We start from the raw sequence: 21,823 nt of genomic DNA, 5'->3' as shown, positions 1-21,823 counted from the left end.
GCATCAAGTTTATCGGTATGCTTCCGCCTCGGAGCACACGGCGGAAGAATACGTCGTGAACGCCTGGTCACGGCACCTGCCAGTATGTGTTTCCGAGGGCATACATGTGATAGATCCACACCCACTGGCCGAGCAGGCAGAGCGCCAGCACTCCGATGCGATAGGGCCGTGACCGCGGTACTGCGACAGCTCCCCAAAGCGGAGTGATCGGCATCAGCAGTCGGAACGTGCTCGACTGCGGGAAGAAGACCGCGAGCAGGTAGAGCAGGTAGCTCGCACTCCACAGTCGCAGGTCGGGTCCGATCCGGCGCACCTGCGGTGCGAACAGCAGCGCTGCAGCGACACCGCTCACGAGCAGGAGGAATGCGACCAGACCCCACCACCCAGGCATGCCCCACTGCGCGAACCAGAACTGCGCGGCCTGCCACCAGCCGTCGAACGGGATGAACCCTTCGCTGTCGATCCCCCAGTTGCGCCGCCACGAGAGCTCCGTCGCGAGGTATGCGCCGGGGTCGCCTGTCACGATGCCCGCGATCGCCTGCCAGGCGAAGCCGGTCGCGGTCGCCACCGCCCCGAGTGCGACGATGTGGACGATCTGTCGTGCGGGCAGCGGATCCGTGCGCCGTCGTATCCATCGCAGGATGCCGTAAAGCCCGAGATACAGCGCGAAAGCGAGCACGCCGGGACGAGTGAATGCCATCAGCGCGATGACGAGGTAGAGCCAGCCGAACCGGCGCCGCGAGACGAGATCCAAGGCGATGAGCAGGAGCAGCACGAAGAGCACCTCGGCATAGCCGACCTGGAACAGCGCCGCCAGCGGTCCCCACGCGAAGAACGTCGCCGCCCACAGCGCCGCCGAATTGCCGATGCGCGCATGCAGCAGCCCGTACAGCATCACGCACGCGAAGAACCCGGCGACGAGTGAGATCACGAGTGCGCCCGCACCCCAGGATCCGAACAGGATGCCGACCACCTGCGCCGCGTACGCGTAGAGCGGCATGAACGCCCACGCGTTCTCGGCCACCTGACCGGATTCCGTCAACGGCAGGACGGATGGATAACCCTCCCATGCGACCAGCCAGTACCACTGCGCATCCCAGCCGAGGATGAAGCTGCCGATGCCGGCGTCCTGGCCGAAGCGCGAGCCAGGGCCGGAGAGCTCGGCTGCGATGGTCAGGAATCCGGTGGTGACCAGACGTCCGAAGACGTAGATCACCGCGATGCGCAACATGACCGGGACGCTCGCCCACCGTCGCGCGACCGTGATCACGGCGCGGTGAGCCACGCCCGCAGACCCTGCTCGACCGCGTCGATCTGGGCGAGCGGCACGCGCTCCTCGTCGTGGTGCGCGAGATGAGGATCGCCCGGTCCGTAGTTGACCGCAGGGATGCCGAGCGCGGAGAAGCGCGCGACATCCGTCCAGCCGTACTTGGGACGCGGCTCGGCCCCGACGGCGGCGACGAACTGCTGCGCGATCGGCGCGTCAAGGCCGGGCCGGGCGCCATCGGCCGCGTCGGTGATCTCCACCTCGAAGCCTTCGAGCACTCCGCGCACGTGCGTCGCCGCGTCCGCCGCAGTCTTGCTCGGCGCGAACCGGTAGTTGATCTCGACCTCGCAGAGATCGGGGATCACATTGCCCGCGACGCCGCCGACGATGCGAACGGCGCTGAGGCTCTCGCGATAGGCGAGGCCCTCCACCGTGACCTCCTTCGCGCGGTACTCGGAGAGACGGGCGAGGATGGGAGCTGCGCGGTGGATCGCGTTCTCGCCGATCCAGGCACGTGCGCTGTGAGCGCGGACGCCATGGGTCCTCACGATCGCACGGAGCGTGCCGTTGCATCCGCCCTCGACCTGGCCGTTCGACGGCTCACCCAGAATCGCGAAGTCTGCGGCGAAGAGATCGGGACGATCGGCGGAGAGCAGATTCAGGCCGTTGAGGGATGCGGCGACCTCTTCGTTGTCGTACCACATCCAGGTGATGTCGACCACGGGAGCGGTGAGCTCTGCGGCAAGCTTGAGCTGGACCGCGACGCCGGCCTTCATGTCGACGGTTCCGCGACCCCAGAGGTGCGGCTCGCCTGCCACGGCGATGTCGCGCGTCGGGACGTTGTCATTGATCGGCACGGTGTCGATGTGCCCTGCGATCACGACGCGCTGTGCGCGCCCCAGGTTCGTGCGGGCGACGATCGTGTTGCCGTGCCTGATCACCTCGAGGTGCGCGAGCGGCGCGATGGACGCTTCGATCAGGTCGGCGAGCGTCGCCTCATCGCCCGAGACGCTGGGAATGTCGCAGATCGCACGGGTGAGATCGACGGAGGAGGCGGTCAGATCGAGCAGCATGTCCTCCAGCGTAGTCTTCGCGCCGATGTGCTTTCGGAAGTTCGGTAGCGTTGAGACCATGAGCAACGCGCGCACTGCATGGGGTGTCGGACTGTCCACGATCGCAGGAGACGGCACCGTCCTGGATGCCTGGTTCCCCGAGGTCTCCGCCGGCGAGATCCACGCTGCGGAGGCCGCGGTCGTCGCCGAGACTCTGGAGCCGCTGGCCGACGTCGACGATCGGCGCAACGTGCGCACCGAATTGGTGCAACTGCAGATCGACCTCGATGCGGCTCCGGCGTCCACCGCAGATGCCTACCTCCGTCTGCACGCCCTGTCCCACCTCGTCGTGCGCCCGAACGAACTGAACCTGGACGGCATCTTCGCGCATCTGCCGAACGTCGCCTGGACCACGGCCGGACCGATGCTCCCCGCCGATGCGGCGCGGCTGCGCCCAGTGCTGCAGCGCCACAGCATCCAGGTGCAGGGCCTCGACAAGTTCCCCCGCCTCACCGACTATGTGCAGCCCCTCGGAGTGCGCATCGCCGATGCCTCCCGCGTGCGGCTCGGCGCACACCTCTCCCCCGGAACCACCGTGATGCACGAGGGCTTCGTGAACTTCAACGCCGGCACTCTCGGCGCCTCGATGGTCGAAGGTCGCATCTCGCAGGGCGTCGTGGTCGGCGAAGGCAGCGACATCGGCGGCGGCGCATCGATCATGGGGACGCTGTCCGGTGGCGGCACCGTGCGCGTGTCCATCGGCGAGCGCACACTGCTCGGCGCGAATGCGGGCCTGGGCATCGCCCTCGGCGATGACTGCATCCTCGAAGCCGGCGTTTACCTCACGGCCGGATCCAAGGTGGTCCTGGTCGATGGGCCGAACACCGCCGACGGCGGCAAGCGCATCGTGAAGGCCGCGGAACTGTCGGGCCGGAACGGTCTGCTCTTCTGGCGCAACTCGGTCACGGGCGCCATCGAGGCGAAGCAGCGTGCCGGTGTCGGCGTGACGCTGAACGAGGCGCTGCACGCCTGACCGGCGCGCCGGTCGGGGTCGCATGCAGCCTGAGGCATGCACCTCCTGGTAAGGTTGAACAGTTGTCCAGAAAGACTTGAGGCAACTGCGTCGTCGTCACGGGGTCTTTCCAGACCGTAGCGAGCTCAACGGCTCCTCCACCAGTTGGCGTTTCGAACGGCGAACCTCTGCGCACTTCCTGTGCGCGGTCGCCCATCACACGAATCAGACGCGCTGACGCGCGCTCATGGAGTATTCCTATGCCTACCTTCCTCGAACTCGGCGTGCCAGCGCCCCTCGCTTCGGTTCTCGCCGCAGACGGCAAGACCGAGGCGTTCGCCATCCAACGCGACACGCTTCCCGACTCGCTCGCCGGACGCGACCTCCTCGGTCGCGGCCGCACCGGCAGCGGCAAGACGATCGCTTTCGCCATCCCGCTGGTGGCGAGCCTGATCGCCTCTGGTCGCAAGAGCCGTCCCGGCCACCCGCGTGGGCTAGTGCTCGCACCGACCCGCGAGCTCGCCACGCAGATCGCCGCGGTCGTCGCCCCTCTCGCCGAGGCCGTCGGCCTCCGCGTCACCACCGTGTTCGGCGGTGTCAGCCAGCGTCCGCAGGAGCAGGCGCTGCGCAGCGGTGTCGACATCGTCGTGGCCTGCCCCGGCCGTCTCGAAGACCTCATGAAGCAGAAGGTGGTCTCACTCGACTCCGTCGAGGTGGCCGTGCTGGACGAGGCCGATCACATGGCCGACCTGGGCTTCCTGCCCGGCGTCACCCGCATCCTCACCGCGACTCCTGCCGGCGGCCAGCGTCTGCTCTTCAGCGCGACGCTCGACCGCGGCATCGACTCGCTCGCCCGCCGCTTCCTCTCGAACCCGATCAGCCACGAGGTCGACGAGTCCAGCGTTCCCGTCGGCGAGATGACCCACCGCGTGCTGGTCACCACCTCCACCGAGCACAAGACCGGCCTCGTCCGTGATCTCGCGTCCGGCACCGGTCGCCGCATCCTCTTCACCCGCACCAAGCACCAGGCGAAGAAGCTCGCCAAGCAGCTCACCGCCGCCGGCATCCCCGCCGTCGATCTGCACGGCAACCTGTCGCAGAACGCCCGCGAGCGCAACCTCAGCGCGTTCTCCGCCGACCCCGTCGACGGCGGCGTGCGCGTGCTCGTGGCCACTGACGTCGCAGCGCGCGGCGTGCACGTCGACAATGTCGATCTGGTCGTCCACGTCGACCCGCCGATGGAGCACAAGGCGTACCTGCACCGCTCCGGCCGTACCGCGCGCGCCGGCGCTGCGGGCACCGTCGTCACCGTCGTGCTGCCCGAACAGCGCCGCGACGTGAAGGATCTTCTTCGCAAGGCGCAGATCAGCGCCGCACTCGAAGACGTGAACGCCGGCATCGTGACCGAGCTGGTCGGAGAGCGCGCAGCACATGTGCGTCCTGCTCCCGCGCAGCCGGTGCAGCAGCAGCAGCAGCCGCGGAAGCCTCGGCAGACGCAGCAGAGCGGTGGGCCTGCCTCCGGTTCGCCGGCCCGTCGTCGTCGCCGCCCGCAGGGCGCCGGCGGGCAGGGTCAGTCCGCGGCTCAGAGCCAGCACGGCGACGCTCAGCGCTCAGGCCAGCAGGGTCAGCGCTCCCGTGGCCTGCAGGTCGGCCAGCGCGTCGACACGCGCGGCTCACGCCGCGCGCAGGGCGGCGGATTCCAGGGCCGCTGAGCCCTGCCCCACGCCGGCCTCACCAAGTACGCAGAAGGCCCCGAACTCCTCCGCAGAGGATTCGGGGCCTTTCGCGCATCCGCTCAGCGGGTGGGGAACTGACGCTCGGGCGACCCGGTGTACAGCTGCTGCGGGCGGCCGATCTTGGTCTGCGAGTCGAGGTTCAGCTCACGCCACTGAGCGAGCCAGCCCGGGAGGCGGCCGATCGCGAACAGCACGGTGAACATCCGCGTCGGGAAGCCCATGGCCTTGTAGATCACGCCGGTGTAGAAGTCGACGTTCGGGTACAGCCGACGTTCCTTGAAGTAGTCGTCCGCGAGAGCGAGCTCTTCGAGCTCCTTGGCGACGTCGAGAAGCGGATCGGTGACGCCGAGCTCGCGCAGCACCTCATCAGCGGCTTCCTTGACGAGCTTGGCGCGCGGGTCGTAGTTCTTGTACACGCGGTGCCCGAAGCCCATCAGCTTCACGCCGTCTTCCTTGTTCTTCACACTCTCCACGAAGCGCGAGACGCTCTGACCCGAGTCGCGGATCTGTCCGAGCATCGTGAGAACAGCCTCGTTCGCGCCGCCGTGCAGCGGGCCGGAGAGGGCCTGGATGCCGGCGGAGATCGACGCGAACTGGTTCGCCCCGGTCGAGCCGACGAGCCGGACGGTCGAAGTGGACGCGTTCTGCTCGTGGTCCTCGTGCAGCATCAGCAGCAACTCGAGCGCCTTCGACATGACCGGATTGACCTCATAGGGCTCCGAGTGCACGCCGAAGTTGAGCTTGAGGAAGTTGTCGACGAAGCTCAGCGAGTTGTCCGGGTAGAGGAACGCCTGCCCGACGCTCTTCTTGTGCGCATAGGCAGCGATGACCGGCAGCTTGGCGAGCATGCGAACCATGTTCAGCTCGACGTGCTCGGGGTTGTTCGGGTCGGTCTGGCCCTCGTAGTACGTCGAGAGCGCGGCGACGGCCGACGACAGCACCGACATGGGGTGAGCCGTGTGGGGCAGCGCGGAGAAGAAGTGCTTCAGGTCTTCGTGCAGGAGCGTGTGGCGACGAATACGGTCGTCGAAGTTCGCCAGCTCGTCGGCCGACGGCAGCTCACCGTAGATGAGCAGCCATGCCACCTCGAGGTAGCTGCAGTTCTTCGCGATCTGCTCGATCGGGTAGCCGCGATACCGCAGGATGCCCTTGTCGCCGTCGATGAAGGTGATCTCGGACTTGGTGGATGCCGTGTTCACGAAGCCGTAGTCGAGCCCGGTGTACCCGGTCTGCTTCGTCAGCGTCGAGAAGTCGATGCTGTCGTTGCCTGCTGTGCCACGAAGTACTGGGAATTCCGCTGTGGTTCCACCGATCGTGAGAGTCGCCTTCGCCTGCTGATCTCCCGCTGCACTCACGCGGTCCTCCTTGTACGTCTTGCTCGACCTGTCGGTCTGATTCGTCGAGGGCGATGCATAGCGCTGAGCGCCTGGTCGGATCTCGACCGAATCGCCTTTACAGCCTAGTCGCCGTATCGGCCTACTGTGACATCCACCAAGAGATGGCGGCCCGTCACCGTGGGAATCTACAGAGATGCTCCATGCAACCGGCTCGCCGCTGCTTCGACACGCTCGAGCGGCGCCGTCAGCGACAACCGCACGTGCTGACCGGAATCCGCGCCGTAGAACGGTCCCGGTCCTGCCAGGATGCCGAGATCAGCGAGGCGCCTCATCGACTCCCAGGCGTCCTTCCCCTCGGTCGACCACAAGTACAGTCCCGCCTCTGAGCCGTCGATCCGGAACCCGGCCGCCTGCAGCGCGGGCCGCAGCAGGTCGCGTCGCGCCCGATAGAGCTCCTTCTGCGCAGCGACGTGGGCATCATCTCCGAGAGCCACGGCCATGGCTTGCTGCACCGGCGCTGGGGGCATGAGCCCGAGGTGCTTGCGAGCGGTGAGCAGGTCGCCGACGACGCGCGCACATCCCGCCACGAAGGCCGCGCGGTAGCCGGCCAGGTTGGACTGCTTACTGAGCGAGTACACGCTGAGCAGGCCCTTGCGCGTTCCGCCGGTCACGCGCGGATCGAGCACTGACGGCACCGGCTCTTCGGCCCACCGACCGTCCCAGCCGAGCTCGGCGTAGCACTCGTCACTGGCAAGCACCGCACCCAGCTCTCGTGCCCGACGCACCGCGTTGGCGAGCTCGTCCGTGGTCCAGGTGCGACCATCCGGGTTTCCAGGGGTGTTGATCCAGATGAGCCGTGCGCCTTCGGGCCACCGGGCGGGATCGTCTTCCGCAACCGGTGTCGCACCGGCGACGCGAGCGCCCACCTCGTAGGTCGGATATGCGACCCGCGGGAACACGACGATATCTCCATCGCCGAGTCCGAGCAGCGTCGGCAGCAGCGCGACCAGTTCCTTCGAACCGATCGTGGGCAGCACATTGTCGACCGTCAGATCGGGTACTCCGCGGCGACGCGCGTACCAGGCGACGATCGCTTCTCGCAGCGAGCGTGTGCCGACGGTCTGCGGGTACGAGTGGGCATCTGTCGCCTCGGCGAGCGCCTGACGGATGATCTCAGGGGTCGGATCGACTGGAGACCCGATCGAGAGGTCCACAAGCCCTTCCGGATGCTGTGCCGCACGCTCACGGTAGGGGCCGACTGCATCCCAGGGGTAGTCGGCGAGATCGTGGACGCCCACAGCCCTTTACTCTCCCTGCGGGGGAAGAGCGGCGATGATCGGGTGATCGTACTTGATGACGCCGACCTTGGCGGCGCCGCCGGGTGAGCCGACCTCATCGAAGAACTCGACGTTCGCCTTGTAGTAGTCGGCCCATTCTTCGGGCAGGTCGTCCTCGTAGTAGATCGCCTCGACCGGACAGACCGGTTCGCACGCGCCGCAGTCCACGCATTCGTCGGGATGGATGTACAGCGAACGCTCGCCCTCGTAGATGCAGTCAACGGGGCACTCGTCGATGCAGGCACGATCCTTGACATCGACGCACGGGAGAGCGATCACATACGTCACCGCTCCAGTCTACGACCCGTCGGCCATGGTCCGGCTCGGCGGACGCTTCAGGTTCGGCCACGCGATCACGAGCAACGCGATACCGGCGACGAGGTACATCCAGATCTGCCCTATCGGCGTGTTCGGCACGATGACAGAACCGCCGGGGCCCGGCCCGGAGATGATCATCACCATTCCCAGCATCCCGAGCGCCGTGGCGACCGTAGCGCCGCGATCGTGCGTCAACGCCCGCACCGCCACGAGCAGCGCGGCGCAGGCGATGGCTGCCACGATCATCCCGATGGGGATGACACCCCACATGAGGCTGTGGGCGATGGTTCCTGCCGTCCCGTAGACCACGCCGACGAGGACGGCCGCAACCCAGGACAGTCCTCGGGAGATCCAATTCGGCACTCCCCCACTTTACGCGCCGCGCCGTCGATGCCCGTGCAGGTCAGGCAGCCCAGCCGACGAGCCGCAGAAGTGCCGCGACGCCGGCCGCGGCGATCACGACCACGAGGAACGACTGACGCAGATACAGCAAGCCGGCAGCAACCAGCACGGCGGGGAACCTGGCGTCTACCACGACGGCCTGGCCGCTCCCGAGCGTCTGCACGGCGACGAGTGCGGCGAGCAGCGCCACGGTCAGCAGATCGGAGATGCGGGCGGGGCGCGGCGCTTCGAGGAAGTGCGCGGGAATCAGGTACCCGAACGCCTTCAGGACGACGCAGATGCAGGCGGCGAGAAGCACCGCGCTCCAGACGCTCATGCTCTCGCCTCCGTCGCCGCTGCCGATGGCCGTGTGTCGTCACGCCCCAGCCAATTGAACCAGCCGACGACGATCGCGACCACTGCTGTCACCAGCACCGGCAGGCCGGGCATCATGACGGGCGTGAGGGATGCCGCGATCACCGCTGCAGCGACGCCGACGGCGATCGCCTGCCGCTGTTTCAGCCGCGGCCACAACAGCGCGAGGAAGGCCGCTGCAGCCGCAGCATCCAGCCCCCATGACTTCGGGTCGCCCAGCACGTCGCCGAGCATCGCGCCGACCAGGGTGGTGATGTTCCAGCCGATGAAGACGCCGAGCCCGGTGACCCAGAAGCCCAGCCGGCTCAGCGAGGGCGAGCCCTGTGAGATCGCCACAGCGGTGGATTCGTCGATCGTGACCTGTGCGGCAGCGGTGCGTCGCCAGAAGCCGCCTCCGATGATGGGCGACATGCGCATGCTGTAGGCGAGGTTGCGCACTCCGAGCAGAGCGGCCGAGGCGATCGCCGAAGGCAGCGCTCCGACGCCGCCCGCTCCGAACACTCCGATGAAGGCGAACTGCGATCCGCCGGTGAACATCAGCAGGCTCAGCACGCAGGTCTGCCAGATGTCGAGGCCTGATGCCACGGCGAGCGCCCCGAACGAGATGCCGTAGGCGCTGGTGGCGATGGCTACACCGAACCCCTCGCGCCAGACTTCGCGTCGCTGTGACATGTGATGCAAACCGTTCGCTTCGATGGATACCTGGTGCCCATTGTGAGCGCTTGACGCTCGCTAGTCAAAGCAAACGATCGTTTGACATACTGAACACATGGAACTCGCCTCCCGGATCGGACGTGCGCTTCGCCGTGAGCGCGAATCCGCGGGTCTCAGCATCTCCGAACTCGCGCGTCGCGCCGGCATCTCGAAGGCGACGGTGTCTCAGCTGGAGACCGGCACGGGAAACCCCAGCGTCGAGACCCTATGGGCTCTCGGCGATGCCCTCGGCATCCCATTCGCTGTCCTCGTCGACCAACCGGCGAATGCTCCGACGCTGATCCGAGCCGATGAACTCGACGCAGTGCCCTCCGCAGCCGCACCGTACGGTGCGACGCTCCTGTCCGCGAGTCCCCCCGGCGCGCGACGCGACCTCTACGTGATCAGGGCGGAGCCCGGTGAGCCGCGTCGTTCCATGCCGCACCACAACGGCACGACAGAGCACGTCATCCTCATGACAGGCGCTGCGCACATCGGCCCTGCAGCTGCGCCTGTCAGACTCTCCCCCGGCGACTATCTCTCGTACCCGGGCGATGCCCCGCACGTGTTCGAGGCGCTCGAACCCGGCACGAGTGCGGTGCTCGTCTCAGAGCTGCGCTGAGCAGCATCCGCTTCTCCCGCTTCCACGCACGTCGACGCCCCCTCCACGCGTCGACGCCCCCTCCGCCGAACGTGGCTGAGAGAGGGCATCGGCGGCCAGAGGGGGCGTCAGCGCGAAGGCTGTTACGCGTTGGCGTCCTGACGCTTCAGACGCGAGGTCTCGCGACCGCGGACGTTCGCATCGAGGTTGACCTTGCGGATGCGCACGACCTCAGGCGTCACCTCGACGCACTCGTCGTCACGGGCGAACTCGAGGCTCTCCTCGAGCGTGAGCTGGCGAGGAGGCGTCATCGACTCGAACGAGTCGGAGCTCGCTGCACGCATGTTCGTGAGCTTCTTCTCCTTGGTGATGTTCACGTCCATGTCGTCGGCGCGCGAGTTCTCGCCGATGACCATGCCCTCGTAGACCTCCTGGGTGGGCTGCACGAAGAACGACATCCGCTCCTGCAGGGCGATCATGGCGAACGGGGTGACGACACCCTGACGGTCCGCGACGATCGAGCCGTTCTGGCGGGTGGTGATGTGGCCGGCCCAGGCGTCGTACCCGTGCGAGATGGCGTTGGCGATGCCGGTGCCGCGGGTAGTGGTGAGGAACTCGGTGCGGAATCCGATCAGACCGCGCGAGGGGACGATGAACTCCATGCGCACCCAGCCGGTGCCGTGGTTGATCATGTTGTCCATGCGGCCCTTGCGGGCTGCCAGCAGCTGAGTGATGGCGCCGAGGTACTCCTCCGGAGCATCGATCGTGAGGTGCTCGTACGGCTCGTGCGTCTTGCCGTCGACCTTCTTCGTGACCACCTGGGGCTTGCCGACGGTGAGCTCGAAGCCCTCACGTCGCATGTTCTCCACGAGGATGGCGAGGGCCAGCTCGCCGCGGCCCTGCACCTCCCAGGCATCGGGGCGTCCGATGTCGACGACCTTGAGCGAGACGTTACCGATCAGCTCGCGGTCGAGGCGGTCCTTCACCATGCGGGCTGTCAGCTTGTGACCCTTGACCTTGCCCATCAGTGGCGATGTGTTCGTGCCGATGGTCATCGAGATCGCGGGGTCGTCGACGTGGATCTGCGGCAGCGGGCGCACATCGTCAGGGTCGGCGATGGTCTCGCCGATCGTGATGTCCTCGAAGCCGGCGATGGCGACGATGTCGCCGGGGGCTGCGCTCTCGGCCGGGTAGCGCTCCAGAGCTCGGGTCTTCAGCAGCTCGGTGATGCGGGCGTTCTGGTGGGTGCCGTCGGCACGGACCCAGGCGACAGTCTGGCCCTTCTTCAGCGTGCCGTTGAAGACGCGAAGCAGCGCGAGGCGACCGAGGAACGGGCTGGAGTCGAGGTTCGTGACCCAGGCCTGCAGCGGCGCCTCGTCATCGTAGGACGGTGCGGGGATGTGCTCGAGGATGGCCTCGAACAGGGGCTCGAGATCGGCGTTGTCCGGAAGCGAGCCGTTCTCAGGGCGGTTGCGCGACGCGGCACCGGCGCGGCCGGATGCGTACACGACCGGCACGTCGAGGAGTGCGTCGACGTCGAGGTCGGGCACATCGTCGACCAGGTCGGAGGCAAGGCCCAGCAGCAGGTCATGGGCTTCTTCCTCGACCTCGGGAATGCGCGCGTCAGGACGGTCGGTCTTGTTCACGAGGAGGATGACGGGCAGCTTGGCCTCGAGCGCCTTGCGCAGCACGAAGCGCGTCTGCGGCAGCGGACCCTCGGATGCGTCGACGAGCAGCACGACGCCGTCCACCATCGACAGGCCCCGCTCGACCTCGCCACCGAAGTCGGCGTGGCCGGGGGTGTCGATCACGTTGATCGTGATGTCCTGACCGTTCGCGTGAGCGCCCCTGTAGGTTATCGCGGTGTTCTTCGCGAGGATCGTGATGCCCTTTTCGCGCTCGAGGTCGTTCGAGTCCATGGCGCGTTCATCCACGTGCGCGTGCTCGCCGAAGGAGCCCGTCTGGCGAAGCATCGCATCGACGAGCGTGGTCTTGCCGTGGTCGACGTGCGCGACGATAGCGACATTGCGGAGGTCTGAGCGAAGGGCGTGCGCCATGCAAGTTTCCTAAAAGGGAGGGGAAATGCCGGGATGCCGACGGTACAGGATATCGCACGATCGCTGATCGCTCTCTGAGCGGACATCACAACCTCCCGTAGCATCAGGCTGTGCACTCCTCGACGGCCACCCTCAGCCCTGCGCCTTCGCGTGCGCGCATCCGGTGGGAGACCACCATCGTGCTGGCGCTCGGCCTCGGCGAATCCGCTGTGTACGCGATCGTGCAGCTCGCGTACCGACTCACTGATTCCGTTCCGCTCGCCGACCAGACCGCAACGCTGAACCCCTCACGCAGCGACCGCGAGATCTTCGATCTCATCTACCAGGTGCTCGGGATCGCCTTCTCGATCGTGCCGGTGCTGCTGGTGTGCTTCCTGCTGTGGCGGGTCTCGCGCCCGCACCTCGGCAGGCTCGGACTCGACGGCACCCGAGTGGGCCGCGACATCGGCCGCGGCATCCTGCTCGTCCTGGCCATCGGCCTCCCCGGCCTCGCGCTGTATACCGGCGGTCGGATGCTGGGACTGTTCGTCGCCGTGAATCCCGGAAGCCTCGACAACTACTGGTGGACGGTGCCCGTTCTGCTGCTCTCCGCCGCCCGTGCGGCACTCATGGAGGAGTTCGTCGTGCTCGGGTACCTGTTCTTCCGCCTTAAGCAGCTCGGCTGGGGCATCTGGCCGATCATCATCGCGACCTCTGTGCTTCGCGCGAGCTATCACCTGTATCAGGGGCCCGGCGCTTTCGTCGGCAACCTCGCGATGGGGCTGCTGTTCGGCTGGTTCTTCGCTCGCACCGGCAGGCTGCTGCCGTTCCTGGTCGCGCACTTCCTGATCGACGCGCTGGCGTTCGTCGGCTATCCCTGGGCCGCGGCGACGTTCCCGGCGCTCTTCGGCCTGACCGGCTGAGTTTCGCTCTGCCTCAGAGATGTCAGCGTGTGGCGACGACCGCGATGACCGCCCAGACGGCGACGACCCCGAACGCGATGATCGACGGCCAGTCCCAAGCGCGCACGACAGCGGCATCCGACGGCCCGTCCGCCGCCAGACGCAGGCGCTGAAGCTTCGCGATGCCGTCTTCCGCCCCCTCGTCTGCATCCTCCCGGGTGCGTCCCGGTCCGAGGCGGCGCGGCCGCGAGCGGGACGGCCCGCCGAAGCACCTCACGACCCCGCCGTGATCGAGCGTCAGTTCAATCTGCCAACGCATGGCGATCCGCTTCACTCGGCTCCACGGCACCCAGGTGCGGCGGAGGAGATTCTGGACGCCGACTCCGGCGACGTCAGCACGGACGTCCGAGGCGATGCCCACGACGTAGATCACCCAGAGCACGAGCAGCAACCATGGCGCGAGCAGCAGAGCGCTGACGGGGCCCGTTCGGACCGCCGCCTCGAGCAGCAACGCCGCAGCCATCGCAGCTGTGATGCCGAGCAGCCAGGCAGCCCCGGTGACCCGGAAGACCCGTGACGGCCTGGCCCTCGGCATCAGCCGACGCCGCCCAGCGGCAGCGAGGCCCCGGGGATGGCCTCGAGCAGTCTGCTCGTGTACTCCTGCTGCGGGTTGCTGAAGATGTCGTCTACCGTGCCCTGTTCGACGATGCGTCCCTTCTCCATCACGCACACCAGATCCGCGGCGACGCGGACGACGGCGAGGTCGTGCGTGATGAACAGGTAGGTCAAGCCGAGTTCCGCTTGCAGATCGGAGAGCAGATTCAGGATCTGATCCTGCACCAGAACGTCCAGAGCGGATACCGCCTCGTCGAGCACCACGATGTCAGGCTTCAACGCGAGTGCACGGGCGATCGCGACGCGCTGCCGCTGACCTCCGGAAAGCTCGTTCGGGTAGCGCCACGCGAGTTCCTGCGGAAGGGCGACCTGCTCCAGCAGTTCAAGCGAACGCTGATGCTGCTCTTCCCTGGTGCCGATCCCGTGCACGTGCAGAGGCTCTGAGATGAGGTTGCCGATGCTGCGCAACGGATCGAGGGACCCGTACGGGTCTTGGAAGACCGGCTGCATCCGCCGGCGCAGCCGGAAAATGTCAGCGCGCGACATCGTGCTGGTCGCATGCCCGTCGACGAAGATCTCACCGTCAGTGGGCTTCTCCAGCTGCAACAGCATCTTCGCCACGGTCGACTTGCCCGATCCCGATTCGCCGACGAGCGCCAGCGTCTTGCCGCGCGGAATCGAGAACGACACCTCGTCGACGGCGCGGAAACGCTCATGGCGGAGTCCGCCGGTGCGGATCGAGTATTCCTTGACGAGATCACGCACCTCGACGACCGGGGCCGCCGTGTCGACCGGCTCCTCGCTCGCATGCGCCGTGATGCCGATGCGCTTGGAGGCGAGGCTCGGCGCCGCGGCGACCAGCCGCTGGGTGTACGGATGCTGCGGGTTGGTGAGGATCTCGGCGCTGGCTCCCGCCTCGACGATCTCACCCTGGTTCATCACGAGAATGCGGTCTGCACGCTCTGCCGCAAGACCGAGGTCGTGCGTGATCAGCAGCACAGACGTGCCCCGCTCGCTGGTGAGCGATGCGAGGTGATCCAGGATCACACGCTGCACCGTGACGTCGAGTGCGCTGGTGGGCTCGTCGGCGATCAGCAGCTTCGGGTCGGCCGCCAGGCCGATTCCGATCAGCGCCCGCTGGCGCATGCCTCCGGAGAACTGATGCGGGAACTGGTGCATGCGTCGGGCCGCGTCGCTGAGACCGGCTTGGACCAGCACCTCCACAGCACGGTCGTGCACCTCTCTACGACCCTGCGCCAGACCGTTGGCGCGGACCGCCTCCTTGACCTGGAAGCCGATCGACCAGACCGGGTTGAGGTTCGACATCGGGTCCTGCGGCACGTAACCGATCTCGCGTCCGCGGATCCGCTCCATCTCCCCACGGCTCGCCTTTGTGAGGTCCCTGCCGGCGAGCATGATGCTGCCGCCGGTCACCGAGCCCGTGCCGGGCAGCAGATCGATGATCGCCGCGGCGGTCGTCGACTTGCCGGAGCCCGACTCCCCCACGATTGCGAGCGTCTCGCCCTCGAGGATGTCGAAGCTCACGCCGTGCAGCACCTCTCGGGACTGCTTGCCGCTGCGGAATGCGACCTTGAGATCGCGGATGCTGAGCAGTGGCTCGTTCATCGCTGTGCCCTCGCCTTCGGGTCGACGGCGTCGCGCAGCAGCTCGCCGAGTGTGATGAATGCCAGCACCGTGAATGTCAACGCCAGCGACGGCCAGAACAGTGCCATCGGCGCGGTGCGGATGCTCGTCTGCGCCTGGCTGATGTCGTTGCCCCACGACATCGTGCTTCCGCCGAGGCCGACGCCGAGGAACGACAGCGTCGCCTCGGCGACGATCGCCGCGGCGAGGCTCAAGGTGGCGACGACGATGACCGGGGCCATCGCGTTCGGCAGCACGTGCGAGATGAGGGTCCGGAATCGGGAGAGTCCGACGGCTTCCGCGCCCATCACGAAGTCGGCCTGCTTCACGCGCAGCACTTCGGCGCGCATGATCCTCGCCGTGGATGCCCAGGCGAAGCCGCCGATGGCGAACGCGAGCACGATCTCGTTACGCACCGGCATCACCGACATCACGACGATCGCCGCGATGATGTACGGGATGGTGAAGAAGATGTCGCCGACGCGCGACAGCAGCGAGTCGAGCCATCCGCCGTAGAAGCCCGCGAAGGCCCCCATCGCCATCCCGAGGATGGTGCTGATGAGCGTTGCCAGAACGCCGACGACCACCGAGGTGCGAGTGCCCCAGATGATGCGCGAGTACACATCGCACCCCTGACGGGTGAATCCGAGCGGATGCCCCGCTGCGGGTCCTCCGTTGCTGTTCGCGAGCTCACAGCCGTTGTTGGGCGCCACACTCGTGAAGAGCCCCGGCCCGAGCGAGACGATGATCACGAGTAGCACGACTGCAGATGAGATCCAGAACAGCGGCCGACGACGGAGATCGCGCCAGGCGTCGAGCCAGAGGTTGCTGCGCTTCGGGTTGATGCGGACGACGTCGACCGACACCGAGGTCGTGTCGACGGGAGCGACGAAGTGCTCTGCGTGCGCGTCAGGACGGGACATAACGGATCCTCGGATCGAGCAGGCCGTAGAAGAGGTCTACGACGATATTGATTAACACGTAGACGACGACGAACACCGTGACGAACGACACGACCGTCGGATTTTCACCGCGGATGATCGCCTGGTACAGGGTGTTGCCCACGCCGGGCACATTGAAGATGCCCTCCGTCACGGTGGCGCCGACCATCAGGATGCCGAACACCGTGCCGAGGTCGGTGACCATCGGGATCAGGGAGTTGCGGAGTACGTGCACGGGGATCACGCGCCCTCGTGACAGGCCCTTGCTGTAGGCGGTGCGCACCCAGTCCTGATTGAGCGTCTCGATCGTCGAGGCTCTGGTGAGGCGCATGCTCGTGGCGTACACGCTCAATCCCAGCACTATGGCCGGGAGCCACAGATCACCCCAGTCGTTGCGTGCACCGACCGTCGGTCTGAACCAGCCGAGCTGCACCGCGAGGAAGTATTGCGCCAAGAATGAAAGGACGAAGATCGGCACCGCGACGAAGACGAGGGCGATCACCAGCATCGAGTTGTCGAAGATGCCGCCCTTGCCGAGCGCGGAGAAGAGGCCGATCACGATGGCCAGCGCGAACGCGATCCCGACAGCCATCACCGCGAGGCGCAGCGTGACAGGGAAGGTCCTCGCCAGGATGTCGATGACCGGCTGACCCGAGAAGCTGATGCCGAAGTCGAGCCGGAAGATGCCTGCGATGTAGTAGAAGTACTGCACGATGAACGGCTGATCGAGATGGTACTGCGCGCGCAGCCTCTCAAGCAGAGCCGGGTTCGGTTGACGGTCTCCGAACAGCGCGGCGATGGGATCGCCGGGCATCGCGAAGACCATGAAGTAGATCAGCAGGGTGGCGCCGAAGAACACCGGGATCGCCTGCAGGATCCGTTTGAGGATGTAAAGAGCCACCCTGGATCTCCCTTCGAGTGCGCGTACGCACGCGCGACGAGGCGATGGTGAACACCACCGCCTCGTCGCTTGTCGTTTGTCAGCTGACCTTGGTGATCTGCTCGAAGAGCGGCACCGAGTTCCAACCGAACTCAACGTTGTCCACGGTCTCGCCGTAGCCGCCGACCACGTTCGAGTACCACAGCGGCGTTGCGGGGAGGTCCTGCAGAAGCACTTCCTGTGCCTTCTGGAACAGGCCGTTCGCCTCTTCGGCGTCCGTGGCCGAGATGCCCTCCGACAGCAGCTTGTCGAACTCGGGGTTCGAGTAGTCACCGTCGTTGGAGCCGGCGTTGGTCGCATAGAGCGGGCCGAGGAAGTTGTACAGGCCGGGGTAGTCGGCCTGCCATCCGGTACGGAATGCCGACTGGATCGTGCGCTCGGTGACCTCACCGCGCAGCTCGGCGAAGGTCGGGTACGGTGCGCCCGATGCCTCGATGCCGAGCGTGTTCTTGATCGAGTTCACGGTCGCGTCGACCCATGCCTGGTGGCCGCCGTCCGCGTTGTAGCCGATCTGGAACTCACCGCTCCACGGGCTGATCGCGTCAGCCTCGGCCCACAGCTCCTTGGCCTTCTCGGGGTCGTACGCCAGAACCTCGGCGCCCTCGAGAGAGTCGGACCAGCCGTCGATGACCGGCGAAGTGAAGTCGCTGGCCGGCGTGCGGGTGCCCTGGAAGATCACGTCGGTGATCTCCTCGCGGTTGATCGACATCGAGATCGCCTGACGACGCAGCACGCCTTCTTCGCCGCCGAAGTGCTCGAGGCGCTCCGGGATCGTGAACGACTGGAAGATCGCTGCCGGCTGGTTCACCGCGCGGTCGCCCAAGTCGGACTCGAAGGTCTCGAATGCCGAGTCCGGGATCGCGTCGAGGACGTCGAGCTCACCGGCGAGCAGGTCCGCGTATGCAGAATCCTGAGACGCGTAGAACTTGATGTCCAGTCCGCCGTTGGCCGGAGTACGGGGGCCTTCGTAGTCCGGGTTGGACACGAGGTTGATGCCGACGTCATGCTGCCACGCGCCTTCGCCCTCGAGCATGTACGGGCCGTTGCCGATCGGGTTCTCGCCGAACGCCTCGATGTCGTCGAAGGCGACGTCGGGAAGCGGGTAATACGCGGAGTAGCCAAGGCGCTGCGCGAAGTCGGAGGCCGGCTTGTTCAGCGCGATCGTGAAGGTGTACTCGTCGACCTCCTCGAGGCCCGTGAGCTCGGAGTCCGCGTCGTAGCTGAAGCCTTCGATGTCTTCGAAGAAGTAGCTGGAGAGTTGCTCGTTCGAAGCGAGTGCGCCGTAGTTCCACGCCTTGATGAAGTTGTCGGCGGTGACCTCTTCGCCGTCGGTGAAGGTCAGACCCTCACGGATCTTGACAGTCAGGTTCTGCGGGTCCTCGACCGTGATCTCCTCGGCGACGTCGTTGAACACCGCGCCGTCGGCTGCGTAGCCGATGAGCCCTGCGAACATCGCGTCGAGGATCTTGCCGCCGCCGACCTCGTTCGTGTTGGTCGGGATCAGGGGGTTCTGCGGCTCGGAGCCGTTCACCGTGATGATCGCCGAAGCGTCGCCTTCGACGGCTTCGCCTTCGTCGCCGGAGTTGTTCGAGCCTGCGCAACCGACCAGCACAAGGGCGCTGGCGGAGAGCAGACCGACCCCGGCCAGGGTGATCTTGTTTCGCTTCATGTCTATGTCCTCCTGTGGACAGGTGCAAGTGCGTCCCGCGTTCGGGTCGCAGATGAGTTGAGACTAACCGCGCGCAAGCACTTTGAGCCCCTGTGTTAATCAACCGTTACTGAGTGGTGACCTTGTCGCAACATCCAGACGTGCTATGCGAACGCCTCGACCGGCGGGCACGCGCACACCAGATTGCGGTCGCCGTACGCCTGATCGATGCGGCGTACCGGCGGCCAGTACTTCCCTGCGACGAGCGAATGCACCGGATATGCCGCATCCTCGCGGGTGTAAGCGTGGCTCCACTCCCCCGCGATCAGGGAGACGGCGGTGTGCGGGGCGTGCACGAGCGGGTTGTCATCGGCAGGCCAGCGACCGGATGCCACGGCATCCGCCTCGGACTTGATCATGATCATCGCCTCGATGAAACGATCGATCTCGCCGAGGTCCTCCGACTCGGTCGGCTCGACCATGAGAGTGCCCGGGACGGGGAACGACATGGTCGGTGCGTGGAATCCGTAGTCGATGAGTCGTTTGGCGACGTCGTCGACGGTGATGCCAGTGGCTTCCTTCAGCGGACGAAGATCCAGGATGCACTCGTGCGCCACCCGATCGTTCTCCCCCGTGTATAGCACCGGGTAATGATCGCGCAGCCGTGCGGCGATGTAGTTCGCCGACAGCACTGCTGCTGCGGTCGCATCCCGCAGACCGTCGGCGCCCATCATCCGCACGTACGACCACGAGATCGGCAGGATGCCCGCCGAGCCGTATGGCGCTGCCGAAACCGGTCCACCGGTGAACTCGTACCCTCCGGCGTACGTCCGGCGCTGCGCCAGTGGGTGGGAGGGCAGATGCGGCGCGAGGTGCGCTTTGGCCGCCACCGGGCCGATGCCGGGGCCGCCGCCGCCGTGCGGGATCGCGAAGGTCTTGTGCAGGTTCAGGTGCGAGACGTCGCCGCCGAGATCGCCGAAACGTGCATAGCCGAGCAGTGCGTTGAGGTTCGCGCCGTCGACATACACCTGCCCGCCGGCGTCATGCACCGCAGTCGTGATCTCCACGACGTCGTGCTCGTACACGCCGTGCGTGGACGGGTACGTGATCATGAGAGCCGCGATCTCGTCGGCATGCGCAGCGATCTTCGCGCGCAGGTCTTCAAGATCGACGTTGCCGAGCTCGTCGCACGCGACGACGACGACTTTCATGCCCGCGAGTACCGCTGATGCCGCGTTCGTGCCGTGCGCTGACGACGGGATCAGGCACACCGTGCGGTGCTCGTCTCCGTTCGCGAGGTGGTAGCCGCGGATCGCGAGAAGACCGGCGAGCTCGCCCTGCGAACCGGCGTTCGGCTGCAGGGAGACGGCGTCGTAGCCGGTGACCTCGGCGAGCCAGCTCTCGAGCTGGTCGATCATGTCGAGGTATCCCCCGACGTCGGATTCCGGTGCGAACGGGTGGATCTGTGCGAACTCGGGCCAGGTGATCGAGGCCATCTCGGTCGCCGCGTTGAGCTTCATGGTGCACGAGCCCAGGGGGATCATGCCGCGATCCAGCGCATAGTCGCGGTCGGCGAGGCTCTTCAGGTAACGCATCATCGCGGTTTCGCTGTGATGCACGTGGAAGACCGGGTGGGTGAGGTACTCGTCGGCACGCATCAGCTCCTGCGGCAGTGCGCTGCAGGCTTCGTCCCGAAGCGGGCCGAAGGCGGAAATCTCCGCACCGAACAGGGACGTGACGGCGTCCAGTTCTGCAGACGTGGTCGTCTCGTCCACCGATATCGCGATCGTGTCCTCGCCTGCGAGGTGCAGCAGGATGCCGAGTTCGTCATGCGCGCGTGCAACGAGGTCGGAGGCGTCCGCTGCACGCACCGTGAGCGTGTCGAAGAACGCATCATGTACGACGTCGACGCCGGCCTCCACCAGCCGGCTCCGAAGCAGCGACGCCTTGGATGCGACATCACCGGCGATCTGACGCAGGCCGTCGGGGCCGTGATACACCGCGTACATCGCCGCCATGACGGCGAGCAGCACCTGCGCCGTGCAGATGTTGCTCGTCGCCTTCTCGCGGCGGATGTGCTGCTCGCGTGTCTGCAGCGAGAGCCGGTAGGCCGGCTTGCCATCGGCATCCACCGAGACGCCGACGAGGCGCCCGGGAAGCTGTCGCTCCAGGCCCTGACGCACGGCCATGTAGCCCGCGTGCGGACCACCGAAGCCCATCGGCACGCCGAACCGCTGCGTCGTGCCGACCGCGACGTCGGCGCCGAGCGAGCCGGGCGATGAGATCAGCGTCAGCGCCAGCAGGTCGGCTGCGACGACGGCGAGGCCGCCGGCGACGTGCGCGGCATCGATCACTGCACTCGGGTCCCAGACGAGACCGGATGCTGCGGGATACTGCACGAACACGCCGAAGAGCTCCTCCGGCAGCGCCTCGCCTCCGGCGAGATCACGTTCGACGAGTTCGATGCCGAGAGCTGCAGCGCGCGTGGAGAGCAGCGCCTTGGTCTGCGGGAACGCCCCGGCATCCACGACGAACGCCGCGGACTTCGCCTTCGAGGCGCGCCTGGCCAGCAGCATCCCCTCGGCGACGGCCGTGGACTCGTCGAGCATCGAGGCGTTCGCCGTCGACAGGCCGGTGAGGTCCGCGACCATCGTCTGAAAGTTGATCAGCGCCTCGAGGCGTCCCTGCGAGATCTCGGGCTGGTACGGCGTGTAGGCCGTGTACCAGGACGGATTCTCGAGCACGTTGCGCTGGATCACACTGGGTGTGAGAGTGCCGTAGTACCCGAGGCCGATCATCGACCTGTTCACGCGGTTGTGGGAGGCGAACGCGCGCAACTCGGCGAGCGCCTCGGCTTCGGTGGCGGCCGGCGGGATGATCGAGGTCGCGGAGGGATCGGCGAGAATCGATGCCGGCACTGCGCCGCGCATCAGCGTCTCGAGCGATGTGGAGGGATCGGACGTGTCGATGCCGAGGGCATCCAGCATG

19 protein-coding genes are annotated in these 21,823 nt (G+C 66.6%); 4 read left to right on the top strand and 15 right to left on the bottom strand.

Going from position 1 to position 21,823, the window contains the following annotated elements; genetic code table 11:
• Positions 1 to 67: 67 nt before the first annotated feature.
• Entirely contained in the window at positions 68 to 1,285 is a 1,218-nt protein-coding gene (locus tag HDC95_RS01500; RefSeq protein WP_259061416.1) for a hypothetical protein, read from the bottom strand.
• Entirely contained in the window at positions 1,267 to 2,340 is a 1,074-nt protein-coding gene (dapE, locus tag HDC95_RS01495) for a succinyl-diaminopimelate desuccinylase (RefSeq protein ID WP_259061415.1), read from the bottom strand. The genes HDC95_RS01500 and dapE overlap by 19 nt, the downstream gene beginning before the upstream one ends.
• Before the next feature lie 58 nt (positions 2,341 to 2,398).
• Here dapE and dapD point away from each other — a divergent pair, with 58 nt between their 5' ends.
• Both dapD and HDC95_RS01485 read left to right on the top strand, forming a co-directional pair.
• Entirely contained in the window at positions 2,399 to 3,352 is a 954-nt protein-coding gene (gene dapD, locus HDC95_RS01490) for a 2,3,4,5-tetrahydropyridine-2,6-dicarboxylate N-succinyltransferase (protein ID WP_259061414.1), read from the top strand.
• 239 nt (positions 3,353 to 3,591) lie between these two features.
• Positions 3,592 to 5,043, top strand: a complete 1,452-nt coding sequence (locus HDC95_RS01485; RefSeq protein ID WP_259061413.1) for a DEAD/DEAH box helicase — start codon at positions 3,592 to 3,594, stop codon at positions 5,041 to 5,043.
• Positions 5,044 to 5,126: 83 nt separating this feature from the next.
• Here HDC95_RS01485 and HDC95_RS01480 read toward each other — a convergent pair whose 3' ends face one another.
• The 6 genes from HDC95_RS01480 to HDC95_RS01455 form a co-directional block, all read right to left on the bottom strand.
• Positions 5,127 to 6,422: a citrate synthase gene (locus tag HDC95_RS01480; RefSeq protein WP_259061412.1), complete on the bottom strand. Its 1,296-nt coding sequence runs from the start codon at positions 6,420 to 6,422 to the stop codon at positions 5,127 to 5,129.
• 167 nt (positions 6,423 to 6,589) lie between these two features.
• The gene (gene dapC / locus HDC95_RS01475; protein ID WP_259061411.1) at positions 6,590 to 7,702 is read right to left on the bottom strand and encodes a succinyldiaminopimelate transaminase; all 1,113 of its coding nucleotides are present in this window, start codon (positions 7,700 to 7,702) and stop codon (positions 6,590 to 6,592) included.
• A gap of 6 nt (positions 7,703 to 7,708) precedes the next feature.
• Complete coding sequence (gene fdxA / locus HDC95_RS01470) at positions 7,709 to 8,029, bottom strand: ferredoxin (protein ID WP_188435959.1); 321 nt, start codon at positions 8,027 to 8,029, stop codon at positions 7,709 to 7,711.
• Between the two features lie 9 nt (positions 8,030 to 8,038).
• Positions 8,039 to 8,422, bottom strand: coding sequence for a histidinol dehydrogenase (locus HDC95_RS01465; protein WP_259061410.1), 384 nt, complete (start codon positions 8,420 to 8,422; stop codon positions 8,039 to 8,041).
• Between the two features lie 40 nt (positions 8,423 to 8,462).
• Positions 8,463 to 8,777 (bottom strand): AzlD domain-containing protein, encoded by a 315-nt coding sequence (locus HDC95_RS01460; RefSeq protein ID WP_259061409.1) that lies wholly within the window; start codon positions 8,775 to 8,777, stop codon positions 8,463 to 8,465.
• A complete protein-coding gene (locus HDC95_RS01455) occupies positions 8,774 to 9,487 on the bottom strand; it encodes an AzlC family ABC transporter permease (RefSeq protein WP_259061408.1) in 714 nt (237 codons plus the stop codon). The genes HDC95_RS01460 and HDC95_RS01455 overlap by 4 nt, the downstream gene beginning before the upstream one ends.
• Before the next feature lie 97 nt (positions 9,488 to 9,584).
• Here HDC95_RS01455 and HDC95_RS01450 point away from each other — a divergent pair, with 97 nt between their 5' ends.
• Positions 9,585 to 10,130 (top strand): helix-turn-helix domain-containing protein, encoded by a 546-nt coding sequence (locus tag HDC95_RS01450; protein ID WP_259061407.1) that lies wholly within the window; start codon positions 9,585 to 9,587, stop codon positions 10,128 to 10,130.
• Positions 10,131 to 10,252: 122 nt separating this feature from the next.
• On the opposite strand, the gene typA is transcribed toward HDC95_RS01450, so the two are convergent.
• Positions 10,253 to 12,166, bottom strand: a complete 1,914-nt coding sequence (typA, locus tag HDC95_RS01445) for a translational GTPase TypA (RefSeq protein ID WP_259061406.1) — start codon at positions 12,164 to 12,166, stop codon at positions 10,253 to 10,255.
• 110 nt (positions 12,167 to 12,276) lie between these two features.
• Between typA and HDC95_RS01440 the strand changes: the two genes are divergently transcribed.
• Positions 12,277 to 13,068: a CPBP family intramembrane glutamic endopeptidase gene (locus HDC95_RS01440; protein ID WP_259061405.1), complete on the top strand. Its 792-nt coding sequence runs from the start codon at positions 12,277 to 12,279 to the stop codon at positions 13,066 to 13,068.
• A 22-nt stretch (positions 13,069 to 13,090) separates the two neighbouring features.
• On the opposite strand, the gene HDC95_RS01435 is transcribed toward HDC95_RS01440, so the two are convergent.
• The 6 genes from HDC95_RS01435 to gcvP form a co-directional block, all read right to left on the bottom strand.
• Positions 13,091 to 13,642, bottom strand: coding sequence for a PH domain-containing protein (locus HDC95_RS01435; RefSeq protein ID WP_259061404.1), 552 nt, complete (start codon positions 13,640 to 13,642; stop codon positions 13,091 to 13,093).
• Positions 13,642 to 15,288, bottom strand: a complete 1,647-nt coding sequence (locus tag HDC95_RS01430; protein WP_259061403.1) for an ABC transporter ATP-binding protein — start codon at positions 15,286 to 15,288, stop codon at positions 13,642 to 13,644. Before HDC95_RS01430 ends, HDC95_RS01435 begins: the two co-directional genes overlap by 1 nt.
• On the bottom strand, positions 15,285 to 16,229 hold the full coding sequence (locus tag HDC95_RS01425; RefSeq protein WP_259061402.1) for an ABC transporter permease: 945 nt from the start codon (positions 16,227 to 16,229) through the stop codon (positions 15,285 to 15,287). The genes HDC95_RS01430 and HDC95_RS01425 overlap by 4 nt, the downstream gene beginning before the upstream one ends.
• On the bottom strand, positions 16,216 to 17,148 hold the full coding sequence (locus HDC95_RS01420; protein WP_259061401.1) for an ABC transporter permease: 933 nt from the start codon (positions 17,146 to 17,148) through the stop codon (positions 16,216 to 16,218). Before HDC95_RS01420 ends, HDC95_RS01425 begins: the two co-directional genes overlap by 14 nt.
• A 79-nt stretch (positions 17,149 to 17,227) precedes the next feature.
• Entirely contained in the window at positions 17,228 to 18,856 is a 1,629-nt protein-coding gene (locus HDC95_RS01415; protein WP_259061400.1) for an ABC transporter substrate-binding protein, read from the bottom strand.
• A 143-nt stretch (positions 18,857 to 18,999) separates the two neighbouring features.
• Positions 19,000 to 21,822 (bottom strand): aminomethyl-transferring glycine dehydrogenase, encoded by a 2,823-nt coding sequence (gcvP, locus tag HDC95_RS01410; protein ID WP_396652664.1) that lies wholly within the window; start codon positions 21,820 to 21,822, stop codon positions 19,000 to 19,002.
• Between the last annotated feature and the right edge of the window lies 1 nt (position 21,823).

Origin of the sequence: Microbacterium sp. AK031, assembly GCF_024807145.1 — a bacterium.
Taxonomy (GTDB): Bacteria; Actinomycetota; Actinomycetes; order Actinomycetales; family Microbacteriaceae; genus Microbacterium.
Note: the sequence above shows the minus strand (reverse complement) of the source record. Positions and strands in the feature narration are given on the sequence as shown.

Bases quoted from the DNA above. Each gene is read 5' to 3' on its own strand.
- dapE (WP_259061415.1), bottom strand. From the start codon at position 2,340: ATGCTGCTCGATCTGACCGCCTCCTCCGTCGATCTCACCCGTGCGATC.
- dapD (WP_259061414.1), top strand. From the start codon at position 2,399: ATGAGCAACGCGCGCACTGCATGGGGTGTCGGACTGTCCACGATCGCA.
- HDC95_RS01485 (WP_259061413.1), top strand. From the start codon at position 3,592: ATGCCTACCTTCCTCGAACTCGGCGTGCCAGCGCCCCTCGCTTCGGTT.
- HDC95_RS01460 (WP_259061409.1), bottom strand. From the start codon at position 8,777: ATGAGCGTCTGGAGCGCGGTGCTTCTCGCCGCCTGCATCTGCGTCGTC.
- HDC95_RS01455 (WP_259061408.1), bottom strand. From the start codon at position 9,487: ATGTCACAGCGACGCGAAGTCTGGCGCGAGGGGTTCGGTGTAGCCATC.
- HDC95_RS01450 (WP_259061407.1), top strand. From the start codon at position 9,585: ATGGAACTCGCCTCCCGGATCGGACGTGCGCTTCGCCGTGAGCGCGAA.
- typA (WP_259061406.1), bottom strand. From the start codon at position 12,166: ATGGCGCACGCCCTTCGCTCAGACCTCCGCAATGTCGCTATCGTCGCG.
- HDC95_RS01435 (WP_259061404.1), bottom strand. From the start codon at position 13,642: ATGCCGAGGGCCAGGCCGTCACGGGTCTTCCGGGTCACCGGGGCTGCC.
- HDC95_RS01430 (WP_259061403.1), bottom strand. From the start codon at position 15,288: ATGAACGAGCCACTGCTCAGCATCCGCGATCTCAAGGTCGCATTCCGC.
- HDC95_RS01425 (WP_259061402.1), bottom strand. From the start codon at position 16,229: ATGTCCCGTCCTGACGCGCACGCAGAGCACTTCGTCGCTCCCGTCGAC.
- HDC95_RS01415 (WP_259061400.1), bottom strand. From the start codon at position 18,856: ATGAAGCGAAACAAGATCACCCTGGCCGGGGTCGGTCTGCTCTCCGCC.
- gcvP (WP_396652664.1), bottom strand. From the start codon at position 21,822: ATGCTGGATGCCCTCGGCATCGACACGTCCGATCCCTCCACATCGCTC.